Annotated in this window: 16 protein-coding genes; 2 read left to right on the forward strand and 14 right to left on the reverse strand. The window is 72.0% G+C overall.

The features are described 5' to 3' along the window. Positions 1 to 3: 3 nt before the first annotated feature. From ABT158_RS09170 to ABT158_RS09210, 9 genes are all read right to left on the reverse strand, one after another. Positions 4 to 1,761 carry a serine/threonine-protein kinase gene (locus tag ABT158_RS09170; protein WP_352352239.1) on the reverse strand — a complete coding sequence of 586 codons (1,758 nt, stop codon included), beginning with the start codon at positions 1,759 to 1,761 and terminating at the stop codon, positions 4 to 6. A 16-nt stretch (positions 1,762 to 1,777) separates the two neighbouring features. Beyond that, on the reverse strand, positions 1,778 to 3,949 hold the full coding sequence (locus ABT158_RS09175; protein ID WP_352352240.1) for a serine/threonine-protein kinase: 2,172 nt from the start codon (positions 3,947 to 3,949) through the stop codon (positions 1,778 to 1,780). 126 nt (positions 3,950 to 4,075) lie between these two features. After that, positions 4,076 to 4,588: a YbaK/EbsC family protein gene (locus ABT158_RS09180; protein ID WP_352352241.1), complete on the reverse strand. Its 513-nt coding sequence runs from the start codon at positions 4,586 to 4,588 to the stop codon at positions 4,076 to 4,078. A gap of 64 nt (positions 4,589 to 4,652) precedes the next feature. Beyond that, positions 4,653 to 6,209, reverse strand: coding sequence for a flavin monoamine oxidase family protein (locus ABT158_RS09185; protein WP_352352242.1), 1,557 nt, complete (start codon positions 6,207 to 6,209; stop codon positions 4,653 to 4,655). Between the two features lie 30 nt (positions 6,210 to 6,239). Further along, the gene (locus ABT158_RS09190; protein WP_352352243.1) at positions 6,240 to 7,082 is read right to left on the reverse strand and encodes a M55 family metallopeptidase; all 843 of its coding nucleotides are present in this window, start codon (positions 7,080 to 7,082) and stop codon (positions 6,240 to 6,242) included. A 43-nt stretch (positions 7,083 to 7,125) separates the two neighbouring features. Beyond that, on the reverse strand, positions 7,126 to 8,331 hold the full coding sequence (locus ABT158_RS09195) for a DUF6395 domain-containing protein (protein ID WP_352352244.1): 1,206 nt from the start codon (positions 8,329 to 8,331) through the stop codon (positions 7,126 to 7,128). After that, entirely contained in the window at positions 8,322 to 8,669 is a 348-nt protein-coding gene (locus tag ABT158_RS09200) for a hypothetical protein (RefSeq protein WP_352352245.1), read from the reverse strand. The genes ABT158_RS09195 and ABT158_RS09200 overlap by 10 nt, the downstream gene beginning before the upstream one ends. A gap of 80 nt (positions 8,670 to 8,749) precedes the next feature. Then, positions 8,750 to 9,523, reverse strand: coding sequence for an enoyl-CoA hydratase/isomerase family protein (locus ABT158_RS09205; protein ID WP_352352246.1), 774 nt, complete (start codon positions 9,521 to 9,523; stop codon positions 8,750 to 8,752). 28 nt (positions 9,524 to 9,551) lie between these two features. Further along, complete coding sequence (locus ABT158_RS09210) at positions 9,552 to 10,220, reverse strand: HhH-GDP family DNA glycosylase (protein ID WP_352352247.1); 669 nt, start codon at positions 10,218 to 10,220, stop codon at positions 9,552 to 9,554. 101 nt (positions 10,221 to 10,321) lie between these two features. Between ABT158_RS09210 and ABT158_RS09215 the strand changes: the two genes are divergently transcribed. Continuing rightward, a complete protein-coding gene (locus tag ABT158_RS09215; RefSeq protein ID WP_352328823.1) occupies positions 10,322 to 10,606 on the forward strand; it encodes a HesB/IscA family protein in 285 nt (94 codons plus the stop codon). A gap of 61 nt (positions 10,607 to 10,667) precedes the next feature. Here ABT158_RS09215 and ABT158_RS09220 read toward each other — a convergent pair whose 3' ends face one another. The 3 genes from ABT158_RS09220 to ABT158_RS09230 all read right to left on the reverse strand — a co-directional run bounded on the left by ABT158_RS09220 (position 10,668) and on the right by ABT158_RS09230 (position 12,879). Continuing rightward, complete coding sequence (locus ABT158_RS09220) at positions 10,668 to 11,726, reverse strand: 3-deoxy-7-phosphoheptulonate synthase (protein WP_352352248.1); 1,059 nt, start codon at positions 11,724 to 11,726, stop codon at positions 10,668 to 10,670. Positions 11,727 to 11,975: 249 nt separating this feature from the next. Beyond that, the gene (locus ABT158_RS09225; protein ID WP_352352249.1) at positions 11,976 to 12,668 is read right to left on the reverse strand and encodes a CBS domain-containing protein; all 693 of its coding nucleotides are present in this window, start codon (positions 12,666 to 12,668) and stop codon (positions 11,976 to 11,978) included. Positions 12,669 to 12,675: 7 nt separating this feature from the next. Then, complete coding sequence (locus tag ABT158_RS09230; RefSeq protein WP_352322071.1) at positions 12,676 to 12,879, reverse strand: hypothetical protein; 204 nt, start codon at positions 12,877 to 12,879, stop codon at positions 12,676 to 12,678. Between the two features lie 187 nt (positions 12,880 to 13,066). Here ABT158_RS09230 and ABT158_RS09235 point away from each other — a divergent pair, with 187 nt between their 5' ends. Then, positions 13,067 to 14,977 carry an N-acetylmuramoyl-L-alanine amidase gene (locus tag ABT158_RS09235; RefSeq protein ID WP_352352250.1) on the forward strand — a complete coding sequence of 637 codons (1,911 nt, stop codon included), beginning with the start codon at positions 13,067 to 13,069 and terminating at the stop codon, positions 14,975 to 14,977. Here the strand turns inward: ABT158_RS09235 and ABT158_RS09240 are convergent. Together ABT158_RS09240 and glgP are read right to left on the reverse strand one after the other, a co-directional pair. Continuing rightward, positions 14,940 to 15,836 carry a MurR/RpiR family transcriptional regulator gene (locus ABT158_RS09240; protein ID WP_352352251.1) on the reverse strand — a complete coding sequence of 299 codons (897 nt, stop codon included), beginning with the start codon at positions 15,834 to 15,836 and terminating at the stop codon, positions 14,940 to 14,942. The two genes, ABT158_RS09235 and ABT158_RS09240, sit on opposite strands and share 38 nt — an antisense overlap. Positions 15,837 to 15,886: 50 nt before the next feature. After that, a complete protein-coding gene (gene glgP / locus ABT158_RS09245) occupies positions 15,887 to 18,466 on the reverse strand; it encodes an alpha-glucan family phosphorylase (RefSeq protein ID WP_352352252.1) in 2,580 nt (859 codons plus the stop codon). Between the last annotated feature and the right edge of the window lie 159 nt (positions 18,467 to 18,625).

The following is an 18,625-nucleotide window of genomic DNA, read 5'->3' on the forward strand; positions in this document are numbered from 1 at the left end:
CACTCACGACCACGGAGTCAGGAAGCCCAACCCCAGCCCGTCGAGCAGACTTTCGATCAGGCCGGTGATCAGTCCGATCGTGCTCTGCCTGGCGTCGCTCGCCAGGTCGTCGATCACGCTCTGCGGGGCTCGCCAGGGCGTCCAGACCGGGTCCTGGCCGAGCGCGAACATCGCCGCGAACAGCGCCGCCGTGCCCACCGCGACGACCGCGACCAGCGCGGCGCCGGGGCTGCGCAGCACGCCGGTGAGCGTGCGGGTCACGGCCTTGCGCGGCGCGCCGCCGCCCGGCAGCACGAACAGGCCCCCGGCGAACGCGCCGGCCGCGAAGGCGGCGGCCTGGTTGGTGCCCATGCCGCCGGCCCAGTGGAGCGCCCCCCACACGCACGCGCCGAACAGCAGCGCGAGCGGCACGTGCACCAGCGTCACCAGCGCGGCCTTGACCAGCGCCCACGGCGTGCCGACCAGCGCGAGCAGCGGGTCGGCCGAGCTGCTGCCGCGGATCTGGCGCCGCTTGACCATGTCGCCGAAGAGGTATTCGCCCACGCGCAGCACCACCGCGAGCGCGACGGCCACCGCCCCCATGACGACGGGCATCATGACGGTCAGCGCCACCAGCGTGACCAGCAGCAGCAACCCGGTCACCTGGGCGCCGAACAGGTACCTCTTCCGCTCCGCCGGCGGCACGTGGCCGCGCGGCTGGGGCGGCGGCGTGTACGGGCGCGGTTGCGGCGGCGGCGCCGGGTAGCCGGCCACCCGCTGGTCGGTGCGCGGCACCGGGCGCGCCGACGTCGGCGCGGGCACGTAGGGCGGCGGTCGCTCCTCCCGCCGCGCGGGCGGCGGCGGGGGCGCGGCCTTGCGGTACTCGACCGGCGGCAGCAGGTCGGAGAACGTGTCCATGGCGCGCGTGCCGCTGCCGATGCGCTTGGTGCCGGTCGGCCCCTCGAACTCGTTGAACGTCGTCACCGACGGGTCGAGCTCCCTGGCCATCCGCAGCAGCTCCTGCGCGCCCGGCCGGGCGGCGGGATCGACCCGCAGCGCGCGCGACAACCAGCCGCGCAGCCACGCGGGCGCCCGGTCGAGCTGGGCCCGCCCCTCCATGATGTTGAAGCAGACCGCCTCGAACGTCCCGGTGCCGAACGGCGGCGCGCCCGTGGCGGCGAAGAACACCGTCGAGGCCAGCGCGTGCACGTCGGCCGCCTGGGTGATGTCGGAGTCGCGGATGATCTCGGGCGCCAGGTAGCCGGGCGTGCCGACGAACATGCCGGTCTGGGTCAGCCGGGTCGCGTTCACCAGGTGGGCGATGCCGAAGTCGATGACCAGCGGCTCGCCGTCGACCAGCATGACGTTGGACGGCTTGAAGTCGCGGTGGATCACGTCGGCCGCGTGGATGGCGACCAGCGCCTGGCACAGCCCCTGGGCCAGCCTGATGACCTGCCGCGCCTCCAGGGCGCCCTCGGTCAGCACGGTCTCCTCCAGCGTGCGCCCCGGGGCGAAGCGGGTCACGACGTAGGGCTGGCCCCCCACCAGCTCGGCGTCGATGACCTCGGCGACGTACGGGCTGCGCACCCGGCGCATGGTCTCGACCTCGCGGGTGAGCCGGTCGCGGGCCTTGAGGTCGGCGGCCACGTGCGGGTGGAGCACCTTGATGGCGACCTCGCGGCCCTCACCGTCGAGACCCAGATGGACGACCCCCATGCCACCCTCGCCGATCTTCCTGACGATGCGGTAGGGGCCGAGGCGTTCCGGCGCTTGGATGCTCATCGCCACCTTCCTCGGCTCAGCCGCCGCCCTTCAGGCCGCTGAGTTGCTCTGTCACGGGTGTGACGTCCAGTGGACTCCATACACTCCCCCTTGGCGTGTCCCCGAACGTGCCGTAGGCGAGGATCAGCGAGAGCGCGGCGCCCGCCGCCAGGACTCCCGCCATCGCCATGGCCGCTGTTCTAGAGGGTACGAGCGATGAGAGCGTTCTGCGCATCTGCCGCCCCGGGCCCTCGACGCCCGGCCCCGCGCAGAGGGTCCAGAGCGCGACCGCGGCCCCCCACGCGAGGGCGTTGGCCGAGTTCATCTTGACCACCACGCTGAGCAGCAGCGTCACCGGCAGGCCGAGGATCAGGGCGTACAGGACGAGCGCGACCGTGATGCCCACCGACTTGGCCAGCGCCTGCGGCTGGGCGAAGACCCTGAGCACGTCGAGGGCGGCGGACCCGGCGGGCCTGCGGCCGCTGAGCGCCGGCTGGGCGAGATCGGCGGCGCGCAGCAGCACGGCGATCGGGATCGCCACCACCGCCACCAGGACGGGGGCCGTCACCGCCGCCACGATCATGAGGATGAGCAGCATGGCGCTGGCCACCCCGTACGCCTTCGAGCGCTGCAGCGCCTGCGCCGGACGCCCGCCCTGGTGGTACGGCTCGCGAGCGGCCTGCGGGTCTTGTGGCGGGTATTGCGGCGGCGCCGGGATGTAGGGCGGCGGCTGCACCGGCACCGGGCCGTAGTTCGCCGCTTCCTGGCCGGAGTTGAACCGGCCGTGGTCCACCGGCTGGGCGCCGGACCCGAGCCGGCCGTGGTCGACCGGCTGAGGGCCGGAGCTGAGCCGGCCGAACTCGGCCGAGTCCGGGCGCACGCGCCGGGTGGGCACGTCGGCCTCGTGCGGGTTGACCTGCGGCAGCGACTGCGACTGCGGCAGCGGCTGTGACTGGGGCTGTGACTGCGGCTGGGGGTGGAGCGGGGGCTGCTGCTGCGGCCAGGGCTGGCTGGGCATGGCCTCGCGCTGGATCTGGCGCAGCTCCTCCGGCGAGACCCGGCGGGTCGGCCACGGGTCGCCCGCGCCCTGGTCGGCCGGCGCCGCACCCTGGTCGGGCAGACCGGCGCCAGGCAGTCCGGCCCCAGGCAGCCCGGCGCCGGGCAGCGGAGCCGCCTGGCTGGGCAGCCCGGCCGCCTGGTTGGGCAGCAGCGAGACGAAGTGCGGGTCGGCGGGCGGCGCGACCGGCTGCTCCTGGCCGTCGATCAGCCGGCGGGGCGTCATCGGCGGCGTGGAGACGTCGTAGGACGGCTTCTCCCCCACGAACGGCGCCCGCCTGGTCGGGTAGTCGTCGGGCGCGTCGGGCCGGGGGACGGTGGAGATCTCGTCGGGCACGCCGCGCGGCGGCCTCGGCAACATGCGGGCCGTCTGCTCGGCCAGGTCGGCGGCCTTGGGCCGCTTGGCCGGGTTGCGCTGGAAGCCCGCCTTGAGCAGCGGCTGCAGCTCGGCCGGCACGCCGCTGATGTCGGCCTTGCCGGCGGTGATGTTGTAGAAGATCATCTCCAGCGTGCCCTTGCCGAAGGGCGGCTGGCCGGTGGCGGCGTAGAGCAGCGTGCCCGCCCAGGCGTGGATGTCGACCTCGGGGCCGGCCTCCTGGCCCTCGATGATCTCGGGCGCGAGGTAGCCGGGCGTGCCGATGAACATGCCGGTCTGGGTGAGCCTGGTCGCGTCGACCGCCTGGGCGATGCCGAAGTCGATCAGGACGGGCTCGCCGTCGAGGATCAGCACGTTGCCCGGCTTGAGGTCGCGGTGGATCACGCCGACGGAGTGGACCACGGCCAGCGCGGAGGCCACCCCGTGGGCGAGCCGGACCAGCGCGGGCAGGTCGAGCGGCCCGTCGTCCTTGACGATCTCGTCGAGCGGACGGCCGGGCACGTAACGCGTGACGATGTAGGGACGATGACCGGTTACATCCGCATCGACCACTTCTGCGATGAATTTGCTGCGGACCCGGCGCATGGTCTCGACCTCACGCGAAAGCCGTCGCCTGGCGACCTCGTCACCGGCGACCTCTCCGCGCAGGACCTTGACCGCCACCTGTCGCCCCTGGGGGTCGACAGCGAGGTGGACAACGCCCATCCCGCCTTCACCGAGCCGCCTGAGCAGCCGGTAAGGGCCTAGTCGGTCATCGTTCATGGCATGAAGCACCATATCGGCTTAATCCCCGCCCACGAGATGAACCATGAGGCCACATTCCCACTCGTACAACGTCCGGTACGGCCTCATCGGTTTCCCATCCAACGGTCTCGAATTGGCTTCAGTTCGGCTTCGGAGCCTTCAGGTCGTCAGGGACAGGACCTCGGCGCCCTTCAGCCCGGCCAGCGCGGCGCCCGGCACGGCGAGCTTCGACCTGCGCAGGCCGCTGCCGATCACCACTCTGGGATGTTCGGCGACGTGCACGTCGACCAGGACGGGCCAGTCGCCGGGCAGCCCGAGCGGGGTGATGCCGCCGTACTCCATGCCGGTCAGCTCGACCGCGTCGGCCATCGGCGCGAAGCTCGCCTTGCGGGCGTCGAGGTGTCTGCGCACCACGCCGTTGACGTCGACGCGCATCGTCGCGAGCACCATGCAGGCGGCGTAACGCGTCTCGCCGCCGCGTTTGGCGGCCACGACCACGCAGTTGGCCGACTCGTCGAGCCGTACGCCGTAGCGCTCGCAGAACGCGGCCGTGTCGGCCAGGTCGGGGTCGATCTCCGCCACCTCGGCGCCCTCGACGCCCGGCACGGCGAACGCCACCGGATCGGCCAGCAGGTCGGCGCGGCCGGTCGCGGGCACCCAGTGCAACGTCATCCTCGTCTCCTCGATCGCTCTTCCTTGACCGACCCTATGCCGGTCGAGGAAGTGGCGTGCGACGTCACGCGGACTGCAGCACCCGCCGGTGCAGCAGGGTGACGGCGCTGCGGGCCGACTCCATGGCGCCTGCCTGCCAGGCGATCAAGTGGGTGAGCCAGTCACCCGCGAAGTAGACCCTTCCGGCGGGGCGTTGCAGAAGAGTGAAGGACGAATCAAAGGACGGCCAGTACATCCAGCCTCCCTGGATGTGCTCCTGGCGGTGCCAGGCGATCGAGACGCTGGACAGCAGGTTCTGGCGGTACTTGTCGCCGTGGATCTTCCTGCCCTGGGTGAGGGCCTTGCGCCTTCTGTCCTCGGGGGTGAGGGAGCCGTACAGCTCGGCGTTCTGCTCGGTGTTGTAGTAGCCGACGATCAGGCCGCGGTCGGAGTGGTAGCCGTGGGAGGGGTACCAGATGTGGGTGATGTCCAGGTCGGTCTCGGTGACACCGCCGTAGATGCGGTCCTCCAGCTCCCACCAGCGCCTGCCGTACTCCAGGCCGATCTTGCCGGCGGCGACCGGGATGGGGGTGCTCAGGGCGCTGGTGACCTGCGCTCCGAGGTTGTGCGGGATCTTGGTGAGGAGGTGCGGGGGGAGGGTGGCGATGCAGTAGTCGGCCTTGACGCTGCCGCCCTCGTACGTCACCTCGACGCCGTCGTCCAGGGTCGTGATCTTGGTTACCTTGGCGCCGGTCCTGATCCGGTCGGCCCCCACGGCCTCGGTCAGCTTGGTGACGATCGCGTCCATGCCGCCGACCGGCTGGAACATGGGGGTGGCCATGTCGTAGCCGAAGTCGTTGGTGATGGCGCGGCCGGTGGCGGCGGCCAGCACGTCGTGCAGGGTGCCGGGGGGCGGGATGGGGGTGCCGCCGTCGAGCGCCGGGTACTTGGTGAAGCCGCGCCGGGGTGAGCCCTCGTAGTCGAGCTTGGGGCCGAGGTCGCCGAACCGGCGGAGGAACTCCAGCAGGCGCTGCCGGTCGTCGGCGGTGATCGCCTTGTCGAGCGCGCCGATATTTGTGGCCTTGGCCAGCAATTCTGCGACATATCCGTACATGTCGGCTCGGGCAGTGCGGGCCCGCACGGTCTTCCCGTTGGTGTGGACGTACGCCGAGGCGTTGTTGTTGACGAACGTCTCGATCGGGACGCCCAGCTCCCTGCAGTAGTCGAGGGTGACCATCCAGGGGGCGATGCGGCCGGGCCCGGCGTTGAAGTAGACGCCCTCACCCAGCTTGACGTCCTGGGCCGGGCCGTTCAGCTCGGTCAGGCGGTCGCCGCCGCGCAGCGTCAGGTTCCGGCCGCCGGCCCTGCCCCTGGCTTCGAGCAGGGTGCAGTCATAGCCGGCCTTGCCCAGCTCGTACGCGGCGGTCAGCCCCGCCACGCCCGCGCCGAGGATCACCACCTTGGCCGCGCCCTTGCCGCGCAGGGAGAAGTCGCCGGGACGCGGCGCGGCGAACTCCTTGTCCTGCTCGGAGGGGGCGAGCCCGAGCGCGCCCATGGCGGCGTACATGGCGCCCGCGCCGCCCACCGCTCCGATCCCGACGAGCAGCCCCCGCCGGGTCAGCGCCGCGCCTTCCACCGTCACCCGCCCCCTGAGTCAGCAGTTACCGACATCTCAGCCGTACGGCCCGCTGCCGCAGGCCACCTGGCCGCCGATGGTGGCGAAGATCCCGAGCAGCGCCATGATCTGGCGGAAGTCGTCGGTGGTGAACTCGGTGTGCCGGGAGCCGGCCGTCTTCACGCCGGGCACCAGCGCCACCGCCGCCGCGATGGCGGTCGAGTTCCACTCCACCCCCAGCGTGTACGGCGCCTCCACCCGATAAGGCGTGAAGTCGCTCAACCGGGACAGCCCGCGAGCGGCGGCCTCACGGATCTTCGCCTGGGCGACGCTCGGCGGCAGCAACTCGGCCGAGAACTTGTCGATCCCCTTCTTCACCGCGACCGTCTCGACGTCGCCGAGCAGCTCGCGCGCCTCCTCGCCGACGGCCTCGTCCCCGGTCACCAGCACGACGGGCACGCCGTGGAAGCCCGCGCACGCCGCGACCAGCCGGGTCTCGCCGCACAGCTCGCCGTTGAGGTAGACGTTCTGGATCTCCTTGCCCATCCACGTGTGGTTGAGCACGCCGTGCTGGACGCCGGCCCTGGCGTGGTAGCCCACGAAGCACGCGGCCTGGAACGTGCCGTCGAGCCCCTGGGCCATGCGCTGGGCCTTGCCCGGCCCCCGGATCAGGGTGGCCCGGGGGTCCAGGAGGTCGATCCGCAGGTTCTTGGTGGACCCGTGGGCGTCGTTGACCAGCACCGAGCCGGCGCCGGCGGCGAACGCGCCCTCGACGGCGGCGTTGGCGTCCGCGGTCATCAGCTCGCAGCCGCGGTCGTAGCCGCGTTTGCCGGCGTGCATCTCCTCGGGGTCGGTCAGCCCCGTCACGCCCTCCATGTCCACCGACAGGTAAACCTTCACGCAGTCAACTCCTCGCACTTCGCCGGATCCGTCCCGCGGACGGTCACGCGCCCCACGTCTCCACCCGCCGCACCTCGGCCTCGGTCATGAGGCCGACCTGGGAGGTCAGGAAGGCGGCCGCCTCCGCCCGCCACGGCTCGGGGATCTCCTCGATCGCCGGCGGGTAGCAGTGGTCGAGCCAGCTGGTGGACTCCTCGGTGGCCTCGAAGTGGTCGAGGGCCTTGGCGAACAGGGACCGTTCGACGCCGGGGATCCGGGCCAGGCCGTACTCGACCATCTCCTGGCCCCCGAAGGGGGGCGGCCGCAGCCACTTGCGGGCCACGGGACGGTCGGCGGTGAGTGGCGTGTCCAGGGGACGGCGCTCGACGGCGGCCTGGATGAGCTCCTTGTACAGGCACTTGCCGCAGGTGCGGCAGGGGCCGTCGGTGCCGCGCAGGCACCAGCGCACCTGGTCCTTGAGCTCGGAGTTCAGGGCCAGCCGCATGGTGACGGCCTCGCTCACCCCGCCGACCGGGAGCACGATGTGCACGCCCGCGGCGGCGAACAACCGGCCCCACGCGCCGTGCGGCGCCCACATGGGGTTGTCAGGCGTGAACCGCAACAAGTAACGGTCGCCGCCCAGCCAGCGTGAACCGAGTTCATAGCCGAAGCCCAGGCCACCGAGGTTCATCCGGTCGGCCAGCAGCAACGCCCCCGCCGCGACGGCGTGGTGCTCCGGATAGCCCGGACGCGGCTCGGCGAGGGTGAACTCCAGGTCGGAGGTGACGGTGGTGAGCTCGCGGCCGGTCCGCTCGGCCAGCTTGGCCAGCACGTCGGAGCGGTAGTGCGGCCACCGGTTGGGCACCCGCGGATGCGGCACCCGCCGGAAGTGCACGAACGGCGCCGACGGATGGATGGCCGCCGCGGCCACCGAGTCCGCGCCGCCGCTGTAGGAGAGGGCGAGCCGGTCCCCGGCCCGGCGCGGCTCGGCCCCGACCGGCCCGGCCTCGATGCCCCACCCGTCGTGCAGGGCCGCGGCCACCTCGGCGGAGACGGCCCGGTCGAACGTGATCCGCCGCCTGGTCCAGGGCGCCACGATCGTCCAGGCGGCCACGGCGAACAGGTCGGGGTGGGCGTCGGCGGGCACGCCGCCGATCGAGCAGGAGTTGGTGGCCAGCTTGACGGGATGCTCGTCGGCCGCCCTGCCGGTGATCTCGTCCTCGGGGTCGAGACGGAAGGTCAGCTCGGTGCCGGACCAGGTCACGCGCACGGCCGGCCCCCCTCGGGGACGCGGGCCCGCAGGTCGTCGATGGCCTGCCAGACGAGCACCTCGTTCTGGAGCACGCCGTCGAGGGCCTGCGCGGTCTCCTGCGCCAGCCGGTAGGTGTCGTCGACCCTGGCCTTGTCGATCACCGGCCCGGCCGGCGGGCGGGCGTTCCGCAGCCGCTCGACCTCGCCCTGCAAAGTGGCCATCTCCCTGCGCAGGGTCTGGACCTCCCAGAGCGCGTCCCGGATGTCCTGCCGGTGGTCGGCGACGGAGATGTAACGGGAGTCGAACCACGAACGCACGGCTTTACGCAGCCGGGCGGGGACCGGGACGCGCATCATGAAACGCCACCATACTGGCAAACCCGCTTCCCCTTGGACGGCCTACTCCAAAGGGTCGCATTCGTATGGCGGCCGGGCGGTCACCGTCCGGTGAACTTGGCCTTGGCCTTCTCCGCGAAGGCCCGCATGCCGATCCTGGCGTCGTCGGTGGCGAACAGGCCGGAGAAGTGCAGGCGCTCGATCTCCAGGCCGGAGTCGAGGTCGACCTCGGCGCCCTGGTCGACGGCCTGCTTGGCGGCGCGCAGCGCCACGGCCGGCCCGCCGACGAACGTGGCCGCCCACTCCAGGGCCGCCGTGTAGACCTGCTCGTCCGGCACCACCCGGTCGACCAGCCCGATGGCCAGGGCCTCGGCGGCGGGGACGTGCCGGCCGGTGAAGATCAGATCCTTGGCGCGGGACGGGCCGACGAGCCGGGGCAGGCGCTGCGTGCCGCCCGCGCCCGGGATGAGCCCGAGCAGGATCTCCGGCTGGCCGAGCCGGGCCGACTCGCCCGCCACCCGGAAGTCGGCGCACAGGGCCAGCTCGCAGCCGCCGCCCAGGGCGTAGCCGGTGACGGCGGCGATGACCGGCTTGCCGATGCGGGCCACCGTGGTGAAGCACGCCTGGAGCGTGCGGGAGTGGGTGGACATGTCGGCATAGGACATGTCGGCCATCTCTTTGACGTCCACGCCGGCGGCGAAGACGCGCTCGCCGCCGTAGAGGATCACCGCCTGCACCTGGTCGTCGGCATCGACCTGAAGCGCCGCCTCGACGAGCTCCCGCTGCGTCTGAACGTCGATCGCGTTCATCTTCGGACGGTCAAGACGGATCGTGGCGATCTGGTCGGCCACCTCGACACTCACAAACTCACCCATGAGCCGAACCTAACAGAGCGCCCCCCGCTCACCCCGCTGCGGCCGACCTCACCTCGTCGGCGGCCTTCTTGCTGGTCGACACGCGGACCAGCGCCGCCGACAGGCGGGCCAGCTCGTCGCCGGAGCCGGCCAGGCGGGCCAGGCCGCGTTCCTGGCGGGGCAGGCCGAGCCGGGCCGCGCCGTCCAGCACCCGCCCGTCCAGGTGCGGCGCGACCTGCGGCCACACGCCCTGGACCTCGCGCAGGAAGATGTCGGCGCCGGTCGGGCCGATGCCGGGGAACTCCCGCAGCAGCTCGCCGATGCGCCCGGGGTCGCCCCCGGCCTCGTCGCGCAACCTGCGCAGGTCGCCCTTCCAGCGGTCGAGCAGCAGTTCGGCGCCCCTGCCGAGCATGGTCGAGGTGCGTTCGTCGTAACGCCGGTAGTGGCCGCGGCCCAGGGCGTCCACGCGGTCCTGCCAGCTCGCCCGCGCCATGTCCCGCGGCGTGCGGTACCCGGCGGCGAACAGCTCGCGCGCGGCCGCCACCGCCACCCCGGACGAGATGCGCGCGCTGAGCAGCGTGGCCAGCACGAGGAGCTGGTACAGCGGCCGCGGCCGGTCGGCGAGCCGGATGCCCGCCTCCGCGGCGAACGTCTGGCCGCACTGTTCGAGCAGGGCGTCCAGCACGCCCTTGTCCTTGTCGGCGTCCTTGTCAGCCATGACGCTCCGCTACCCCCGTGGCGGGCGCTCATCCCGGCCCGGCGCGTTTGCCTCCCAGGTCGCGGGGGAGGCGGGGGGTCTCCAGCGAGAAGGAGCGCATCGTGCTGACTTTGACTGACAACGCCGTGGTCGCGATCCGTGACCTGATGGTCGGCGAGGACGTGCCCGCGCACGCCGGCCTGCGGATCGCCGCCAAGCCGGACGAGGCGGGCGCCTTGGAGGTGTCGCTGGCGAGCACGCCGTACGCCGGGGACCAGGTCATCGAGCAGGGGGACGTGCGCGTCTTCGTGGCCGAGGACGCGGCGCCCATTCTCGACGACAAGTCGCTGGACGCCCAGCCGGGCACGCCGGGGCACCCGACGTTCCGGCTGGACCGCCGCACCTGACTGACCGGTCCTACCGGGCCTCCGGCGGCCCGCCCGTCACCTCGGGGCCGCCGGGAGGCCGTCAGCCGGCGGCGCGGCCGGCGCGCACGGCGTCGGCCAGCTCGGCCAGCAGGAGCTCGGTCTCCTCCCAGCCCACGCAGGCGTCGGTGATGCTCTGCCCGTACGTCAGGCCCTCGGCCGGGCCGGGCTCCTGCCGCCCCGGCACCAGGAAGCTCTCCACCATCAGCCCCGCGATGCCCTTCTCGCCCGCCGCCAGGCGTCCGGCCACCTCGCGCACCACGGCCGCCTGCCGTACGTGGTCCTTGCCGCTGTTGCCGTGGCTGGCGTCGATGATCAGCCGCTCCGGCAGCCCGGCCTTGGCCAGCAGCGCCAGCGCGTCGCCGATGGACTGGGGGTCGTAGTTGGGGCCGGTGCGCCCGCCGCGCAGGATGACGTGGCAGTCGGGGTTGCCGGTGGTCGAGACGACCGCGGCCCGGCCCTCGTCGTCGATGCCGAAGAACACCTGCGGGTGCGCGGCGGCGTTCACGCCGTCGATGGCCACCTGCACATCGCCGTCGGTGGCGTTCTTGAAGCCGACCGGCATGGACAGGCCGGAGGTGAGCTGGCGGTGCACCTGGCTCTCGGGCGTGCGCGCGCCGATCGCGCCCCAGGTGACGGCGTCGGCGATGTACTGCGGGCTGGTCGGCTCAAGGAACTCGCAGCCCACCGGCAGCCCGGTGTCGAGCACGTCGAGCAGCACCGTCCTGGCCAGGCGCAGCCCGCGCTGGACGTCGTGGCCGCCGTCGATGTCCGGGTCGTTGATCAGGCCCTTCCAGCCGATGGTGGTACGCGGCTTCTCGAAGTACACCCGCATGACCACGCACAGGGCGTCGCCGAGGTCGCGGGTGGCGGCGGCCAGGCGGCGGGCGTAGTCGAGCGCGGCCTCCGGGTCGTGCACCGAGCACGGGCCGACGATGAGCAGCAGGCGGTCGTCGTCGCCGGCGAGCACGTCGCGCACGGCGTTCCTGCTCGCCGCCACCAGCGCCTCGCGCTCCGGGCCGAGCGGCTGTTCACCGATGAGCTCGCGGGGCGTGGGCAGGGGTTCGAACGAGGTGATGCGCAGGTCGCTGGTCGTGGTCATGGGCTGGTCCTCCGCTTTCGCTGGAAGTTCGAAGGCGGTACGGCCCACATCCGTGGCCCCCGGAGCCGTCCGCCTGAACGACGAAAGGCAGAGACGGGACGTCTCTGCCTTTGGGCTCCGGGTGATCAGTAAGTCAGCGCATGTGACCTTCGGCTCCACCCGGAGCCGCCACATAGCGCCAAAATCGGCTGATCACTGACATGCTGTTGACGCTAGCAGACGCCGGGTGACGGCTCCAAATCCCGTCCGCTATCCGAGATCGGATTCCCAGCCGGGTTCGCGCAGGTCGCCGAGCCCGTAGAGGCCGACCAGGGTGCCGTCGGCGCGGGTGACGACGACGTGGTCGACGTTCGCGCCCTCCATGCGGGTGGCCAGGGCGTCGAGCTGCTCGCTGGGCCGTACGGTGGTGACGCCGGTGTTCATGGCGGCCTCGGCGGTGCCGGTCAGGTCGGCGCCCTTGAGCTCGCGCGACCCGATGACGCCCTGCACCACCTCGTCCCGGTCCACCACGACCGCGAGCCCGGCCGGATCGGCGACGATGCGCTCGCTGAGCTCCTCCAGCGGGTCCTCCAGGTCGGCCGTGACCGGGTCGCGCCGGGCGCCCGAGCCCACCAGGACGGCCTCCCCCTCGTACGGCAGGTCGGCCGCCAGCCAGTCCATCTTGCCCAGGCCGTAGTCGTGCACGTCGGCGAAGCCCAGCCGGGCCAGCCGGTGGGCGGCGCGCGGGCTCAGGTCGCAGAGCCAGTCGTGGCAGTAGACGACGACCGGACGCGACCGGTCCAGCAGGTCGCCGGCCAGCCGGTCGAGCGAGCCGAGCGGCAGGTGCACGGCGCCGGGCAGGTGGGCCCAGGCGTACTCGCGCTCGGGCAGCACCTCGGCGAGCTGGGCGGCGCGCGTCGCGAGCAGGTCCTGGACGCCGACGCGGTCGATGATGCCGGTCATCGGGGCCTCAGCGCTCCCCCCGGCGGGGCCGTTCGGACTTGGGTCCTTCGGCGCGGTCGCCGCCCACCTTGCGCGGGCTCTTGTCCGGGTCCGACTGGAGTTTCCTGGCCACGCGCTTCTTGAGCTCCTGCTCGCTCATCCCCTGCCGGTCCAGTTGCTTGCGCAGCCGGCGGCGCTCGTTGTCGTAGGAGTGACTTCCGGGTCGAGGCATGACAACTCCCCTCTCCTCCGAGGCCCGCCTACCCAGCCCGTCACCTGGTAGTCCTCGGTGGCGGGCGGCAGGAGCCGGTCCGGCGGTCTGTTAAGGGATGAAAAATATCTTCGCAAAGTTCTCGCCAGAGAAGGAAAATGTTGAGACGCTGAACGCGCACCACGCCCCCCCAGTCAAGGAGCGGTTCATGCGCAGAGCGCTGGCGATCGCCGTCGTCGCCTTGTTGCCCTTAACCCAAGTGCCCTCGGCCAACGCCGAAGAACCCGCCGACCGGCAGCAGGCGTTCGCCGCGGCGGCCGACGAGTTCAAGGTCCCGCAGAGCGTGCTGCTCGGCGTCTCGTACCTGGAGTCGCGCTGGGACGCCCACGCGGGCCAGCCGTCGAGCGACGCCGGGTTCGGCCCGATGCACCTGACCGACGCGGCCGCGTACACCGGCTCGAACCACCACGGAGAGGGCGAGGAGGACGCCCGCGGCGACGAGAGCAGGCCGCTCGCGCCCACGGCGACCCCCGCCCCGGCGGAGATCCCCGCCTCGCTGCGCACGATGGAACGCGCCGCGCAGCTCACCGGCGAGAGCCACGAGCGGCTGCGCACCGACGACGCGGCCAACATCCGCGGCGGCGCGGCGCTGCTCGCCGACTACCAGAAGAGCCTCGGCGCGCCCCTGAGCGCCAACCCCGGCGAATGGTACGGAGCCGTCGCCAAGTACTCCGGCGCCGACGAGGCCGACGCGGCCAAGTTCTTCGCCGACGAGGTCTACGCCACCATCCAGGAGGGCGCCGAGCGCACCACGGACGACGGGCAGAAGGTCACCCTGCCCAAGGTCCCGGACCTGGAGAAGATCGAGAAGTGGCTGGAGAAGCTCGGCCTGCGGCCCGCGCGGCGCGACGGCGTCGAGTGCCCGGCCTCGATCTCCTGCGAGTGGATCCCCTCCGCCTACCAGGAGCTCCCGCCGGACGACTACGGCCACTACGACCTGGCGAACCGGCCGGTCAGCCAGAAGGTCGACTACATCATCATCCACGACATGGAGGGCTACTTCCTCCCGTCGATCAAGCTCAACCAGGACCCGAACTACGGCGCGAGCTGGCACTACTCGGTCCGTTCCAGTGACGGGCACATCGCCCAGCACATCAAGACCAAGGACGTCGGCTGGCAGGCCGGCAACTGGTACATCAACGCCAAGTCCATCGGCATCGAGCACGAAGGCTTCCTGGCCGAGGGCAGCACCTGGTACACCGAGGCGATGTACCGCTCGTCGGCCCGGCTCGTCCGCTACCTGGCGCTCAAGCACGGCGTGCCGCTCGACCGCGCCCACATCCTGGGCCACGACAACGTCCCCGGCACGATTCCGAGCACGGTCCGCGGCATGCACGAGGACCCGGGGCCGTTCTGGGACTGGGCGCACTACTTCCAGCTCATGGGCGCGCCGCTGCACCAGTTCGGCGGGCCGCAGGCCGGCTCGGTCATGATCAAGCCGGACTTCGCCACCAACAAGCCCTACTTCTACGGCTGTGACCGCAAGAACCCCGAGGCGGCCTGCCCGCCGCTCAGCGCCGGCACCGTGTGGCTGCGCACCGAGCCGCGCGACGACGCCCCGCTGATCAAGGACATCGGCAAGCACCCGACCGGCGGCTCGCTCTACAGCGTGTACGACCACAGCGCCAGGGCCAGCACCGGCCAGCGCTTCGCCGTCGCCGACCGCCAGGGCGACTGGACGGCGATCTGGTACCTCGGCCAGAAGGCGTGGTTCCACAACCCGGCCGGCGCCCCGACCGCGATCCCCTCGATGGGGCTCGTCGTCACGCCGAAGCCGGGCAGGGCGACCGTGCCGGTGTTCGGGCGGGCGTACCCGGAGCAGGAGGCGTACCCGGCCGGCATTCCGTACCAGGCGGTGACGCCGCTGCAGTACACGTTCTCGGCGGGCGAGAAGTACACGCTGGCCGGGCCGGCCGCCACCGAGTACTACCGGGCGGTCACGTTCGACCTGGCCGACCACACGGTGGTCAGGGGCAAGACGAAGTACCTGGAGATCCAGTTCGGGCACCGCGTGATGTACGTCAAGGCTGACGACGTGCAGGTGTCGTTCTCCGGGTGAACTCCTTGACGGCGCGCCTGGTGCTCGCGAGCGCCTCCTGAGAGGAGTCGAACGTGCGCTGGGCGACGCCGACGAACACGCAGTCGACGACGAGGAGCTGGCTGATCCTGCTGGCCAGGGCGCCGGGACGGAACTCCGTCTCGCGCCCGGCCGAGATCAGCACGTGCTCGGCCAGCTCCGCGATCGTCGAGCGCGGGTTGTTGGTGACGGCCACCGTGGTGGCCCCCGCCTCCCCCGCCCGGCGCAGCGGCTCGATCACGTCGGGGGTCTCCCCCGAGGTGCTGATGCCGATCGCCACGTCGCCCGCCTTCAGCAGGACGGCGCTGGTCAGGGCCAGGTGGGCGTCCTGGAAGGCGTGGCTGGACAGGCCGATGCGCAGCAGCTTCTGGGCGACGTCCTCGGCGACTAATCCCGAGGCGCCCACGCCGTAGGCGTCGATGCGCCTGGCCCCCACGATCGCGTCGACGACCAGGCCCAGGCGCTCGCTGGTGAGCTGGGCGACGGTGTCGTTGATGGCCTCCGACTCGGCCCTGGCCACCTTCTGGATGACCTCCGACAGCGGGTCGTCGGGCGCCAGGTCGCCGGGCACGAGCCGGTCGGGCTGCGCGGCCGCCGCCGCCAGAGCCAGCCTGAGCTGGGGGTATCCGGCGAAGCCGAGCAGCCGCGCGGTGCGCACGATGGTGGCCTCGCTGGTGCCGGAGGCGGCCGACAGCTCCGTGATGGTGCTGCGCGCGACCGTCGCCGGATTCTCCAGGATGAGCCGGGCGACGGTCTGCGCGGCAGGCGTCAGGGACGGCAGGACACCGCGGACCGTGGCCACCAGATTGTCGGCCCGCAGGCCGTTCCCGCTGTCGTCCACGGTCCTGATTATGCACCGCCCGACCACCGGGCCGACCTCGTCCGGATATATCAGCGCAAGGTACCGTTCGTCATTCCCACCGGCTCCTCCGGGACGGCGATCAGCCCCAGTTCCGCCGGAGTGGCAGCGAACGGGTGATGCGGGACAACCCGGACGGTGTATCCGAAGGCCCCCGTACGGTCGAGCGGCACCCGGCCCGTGAAGTGGGCGTGGCCGTCGTCCTCCAGCGACTCCAGGGCCAGCCGCGCGTACCGGGGCCGGACCAGCTCGTCGTGCGGCCCGACCTTGCCGTACGCGGCCTCGACCAGCACGTCACCCGGTTCCAGGTCGCCGAGCGCGATCGTGGCCCGCAGCTCGACCGAGGCGCCCACCTCGGGGGCGTCGCCCACGCCGGACGCCTCGACGTGCTCGACCCGCACGCCCGGCCAGGCCCGCGTGACGCGCACCCGCCAGGCCGCGAACGCCCTGGCCGCGGCGTAGTTGTCGGCCGACAGCGCGCGGGCCGACTTGGCGGCCGGGGTGTAGAGGCCGACGACGTAGTCGCGGAGCATGCGTCCGGCCAGCACCTTGGGCCCGAGCGAGGCCAGGGTGTGCTTGACCATCTCCATCCACCTGCGCGGCAGCTCGTCGAACGGCCGGTCGTAGAAGCGGTCGGACACCTCGTGCTCGATCAGGTCGTACAGGGCGCCGGCCTCCAGCTCGTCGCGCCGGTCGGGGTCGCTGACGCCGTCGGCGGTGGGGATGGCCCAGCCGTTGGTGCCGTCGTACCACTCGTCCCACCAGCCGTCGCGGATCGACAGGTTGAGCCCGCCGTTCAGCGCCGACTTCATGCCCGAGGTGCCGGACGCCTCCAGCGGCCGCAGCGGGTTGTTCAGCCACACGTCGCAGCCCTGGACCATGAGCTGGCCGAGCGTCATGTCGTAGTCGGGCAGGAAGACGATGCGGTGGCGCACGTTGTGCTGGTCGGCGAACTTGACGATCTGCTGGATCAGCTTCTTGCCGCCCTCGTCGGCCGGATGCGCCTTGCCGGCGATCACGATCTGCACCGGCTTGTCCGGGTCGAGCAGCAGCCGGGCCAGCCGCCTGGGGTCACGCAACATGAGCGTGAGCCGCTTGTACGACGGCACCCGCCGGGCGAAGCCGATCGTCAGCACGTCGGGGTCGAGCGCGTCGTCGATCCAGCCCAGCTCGGCGACCGAGGCGCCGCGCTCGCGCCACGACCTGCGCAGCCGCTCGCGCGCGCCCTCGACCAGCCGCCTGCGCAGCTTGCCGCGGATCTCCCAGATCTCCCGGTCGGAGATCTTCTGGATGCCCTCCCAGCCGCGGGCGCGCTCGATCAGCGAGGGCAGCTCGCGGCCGGCCAGCTCCATGAACTCGCGCCCGACCCACGTGGGCGCGTGCACGCCGTTGGTGATCGAGCCGATCGGCACCTCGTCGAGGTCGAAGCCGGGCCACAGGTCCTTGAACATCTCCCGGCTGACCGCGCCGTGCAGCTCGGAGACGCCGTTGACGCGCTGGGCCAGGCGCATGCCCATGACGGCCATGTTGAAGCGGCCGGGCTCGGCCTCGGCGCCCAGGGCCAGGATGCGCTCGACGGGCACGGTCGGCCAGGCGGAGTCGCCGCCGAAGTGGCGTTCGATCAGGTCGCAGGGGAACCGGTCGATGCCGGCGGGCACCGGCGTGTGCGTGGTGAACACCGTGCCGGCGCGGACGGCCTCCAGGGCCTCGTCGAACGACAGGCGCGACTCGGTCAGCTCGCGGATGCGCTCCAGGCCGAGGAAGCCGGCGTGGCCCTCGTTGGTGTGGAAGACCTCGGGCTCGGCGTGGCCGGTGATGCGGCAGTAGGCCCTGATGGCGCGGACGCCGCCCACGCCCAGCAGCAGCTCCTGCATGAGCCGGTGGTCGGTGCCGCCGCCGTAGAGGCGGTCGGTGACGTCGCGGGCGGCGGTGTCGTTGTCGGCCACGTCGGAGTCGAGCAGCAGCAGCGGCACCCGGCCCACCTGCGCCACCCAGACCTGGGCGTGCAGGACGCGGCCCTCGGGCAGGCCGAGACGGATCTTGACGGGTTCGTCGCCGTCCTTCAGCAGGGTCAGCGGCAGCCCGCCGGCGTCGAGCGCCGGGTAGTGCTCGAGCTGCCAGCCCTCCGGCGACAGCGACTGGGTGAAGTAGCCGTGGCGATAGAGCAGGCCGACCGCGAGGATCGGCACGCCCAGGTCGCTGGCCGCCTTGAGGTGGTCGCCGGCGAGGATGCCGAGACCGCCTGAGTACTGGGGCATCGCGGCGGCGATGCCGTACTCGGGGGAGAAGTAGGCGATGGCGCGTGCGACGTCGGGCAGCGTCTGGTACCAGCGCGGCGATGTCATGTATTCGCGCAGGTCGTCCGCTGCGTCGGCCAGGCGGCGGAGGAAACGGCGGTCGGCGGCCAGCTCGTTGAGCCGGGCCGGTGTGACGGCGCCGAGCAGGGCCACGGGATCGTGCCCGACCTGTTCCCACAGGGCCGCGTCGACCTCGGCGAAGAGGTCGAGCGTCTCCGGGTGCCAGGACCAGCGGAGATTGTGCACGAGCTCGCCCAGGGCGGCCAGCTCCGTGGGCAGGACGGTGCGGACGGTAAACCGGCGGATAGCTCTCACGTTTCTGCACCCTACGGGCTAGGAGGGACCTCTCAGTCCTTCACCCCCAAGAAGCCCCTTCAAACCCCAGCACGGAACAAGCATGAAGCCGGACGATTGGGGCAACTTTCCTCTTTGTTGGCTCTCCCGGGAACACACTCGGGAGGTCTATCCGCTGCT

It is taken from the genome of Nonomuraea sp. NPDC001636 (assembly GCF_040298265.1).
Classification (GTDB): domain Bacteria; phylum Actinomycetota; class Actinomycetes; order Streptosporangiales; family Streptosporangiaceae; genus Nonomuraea.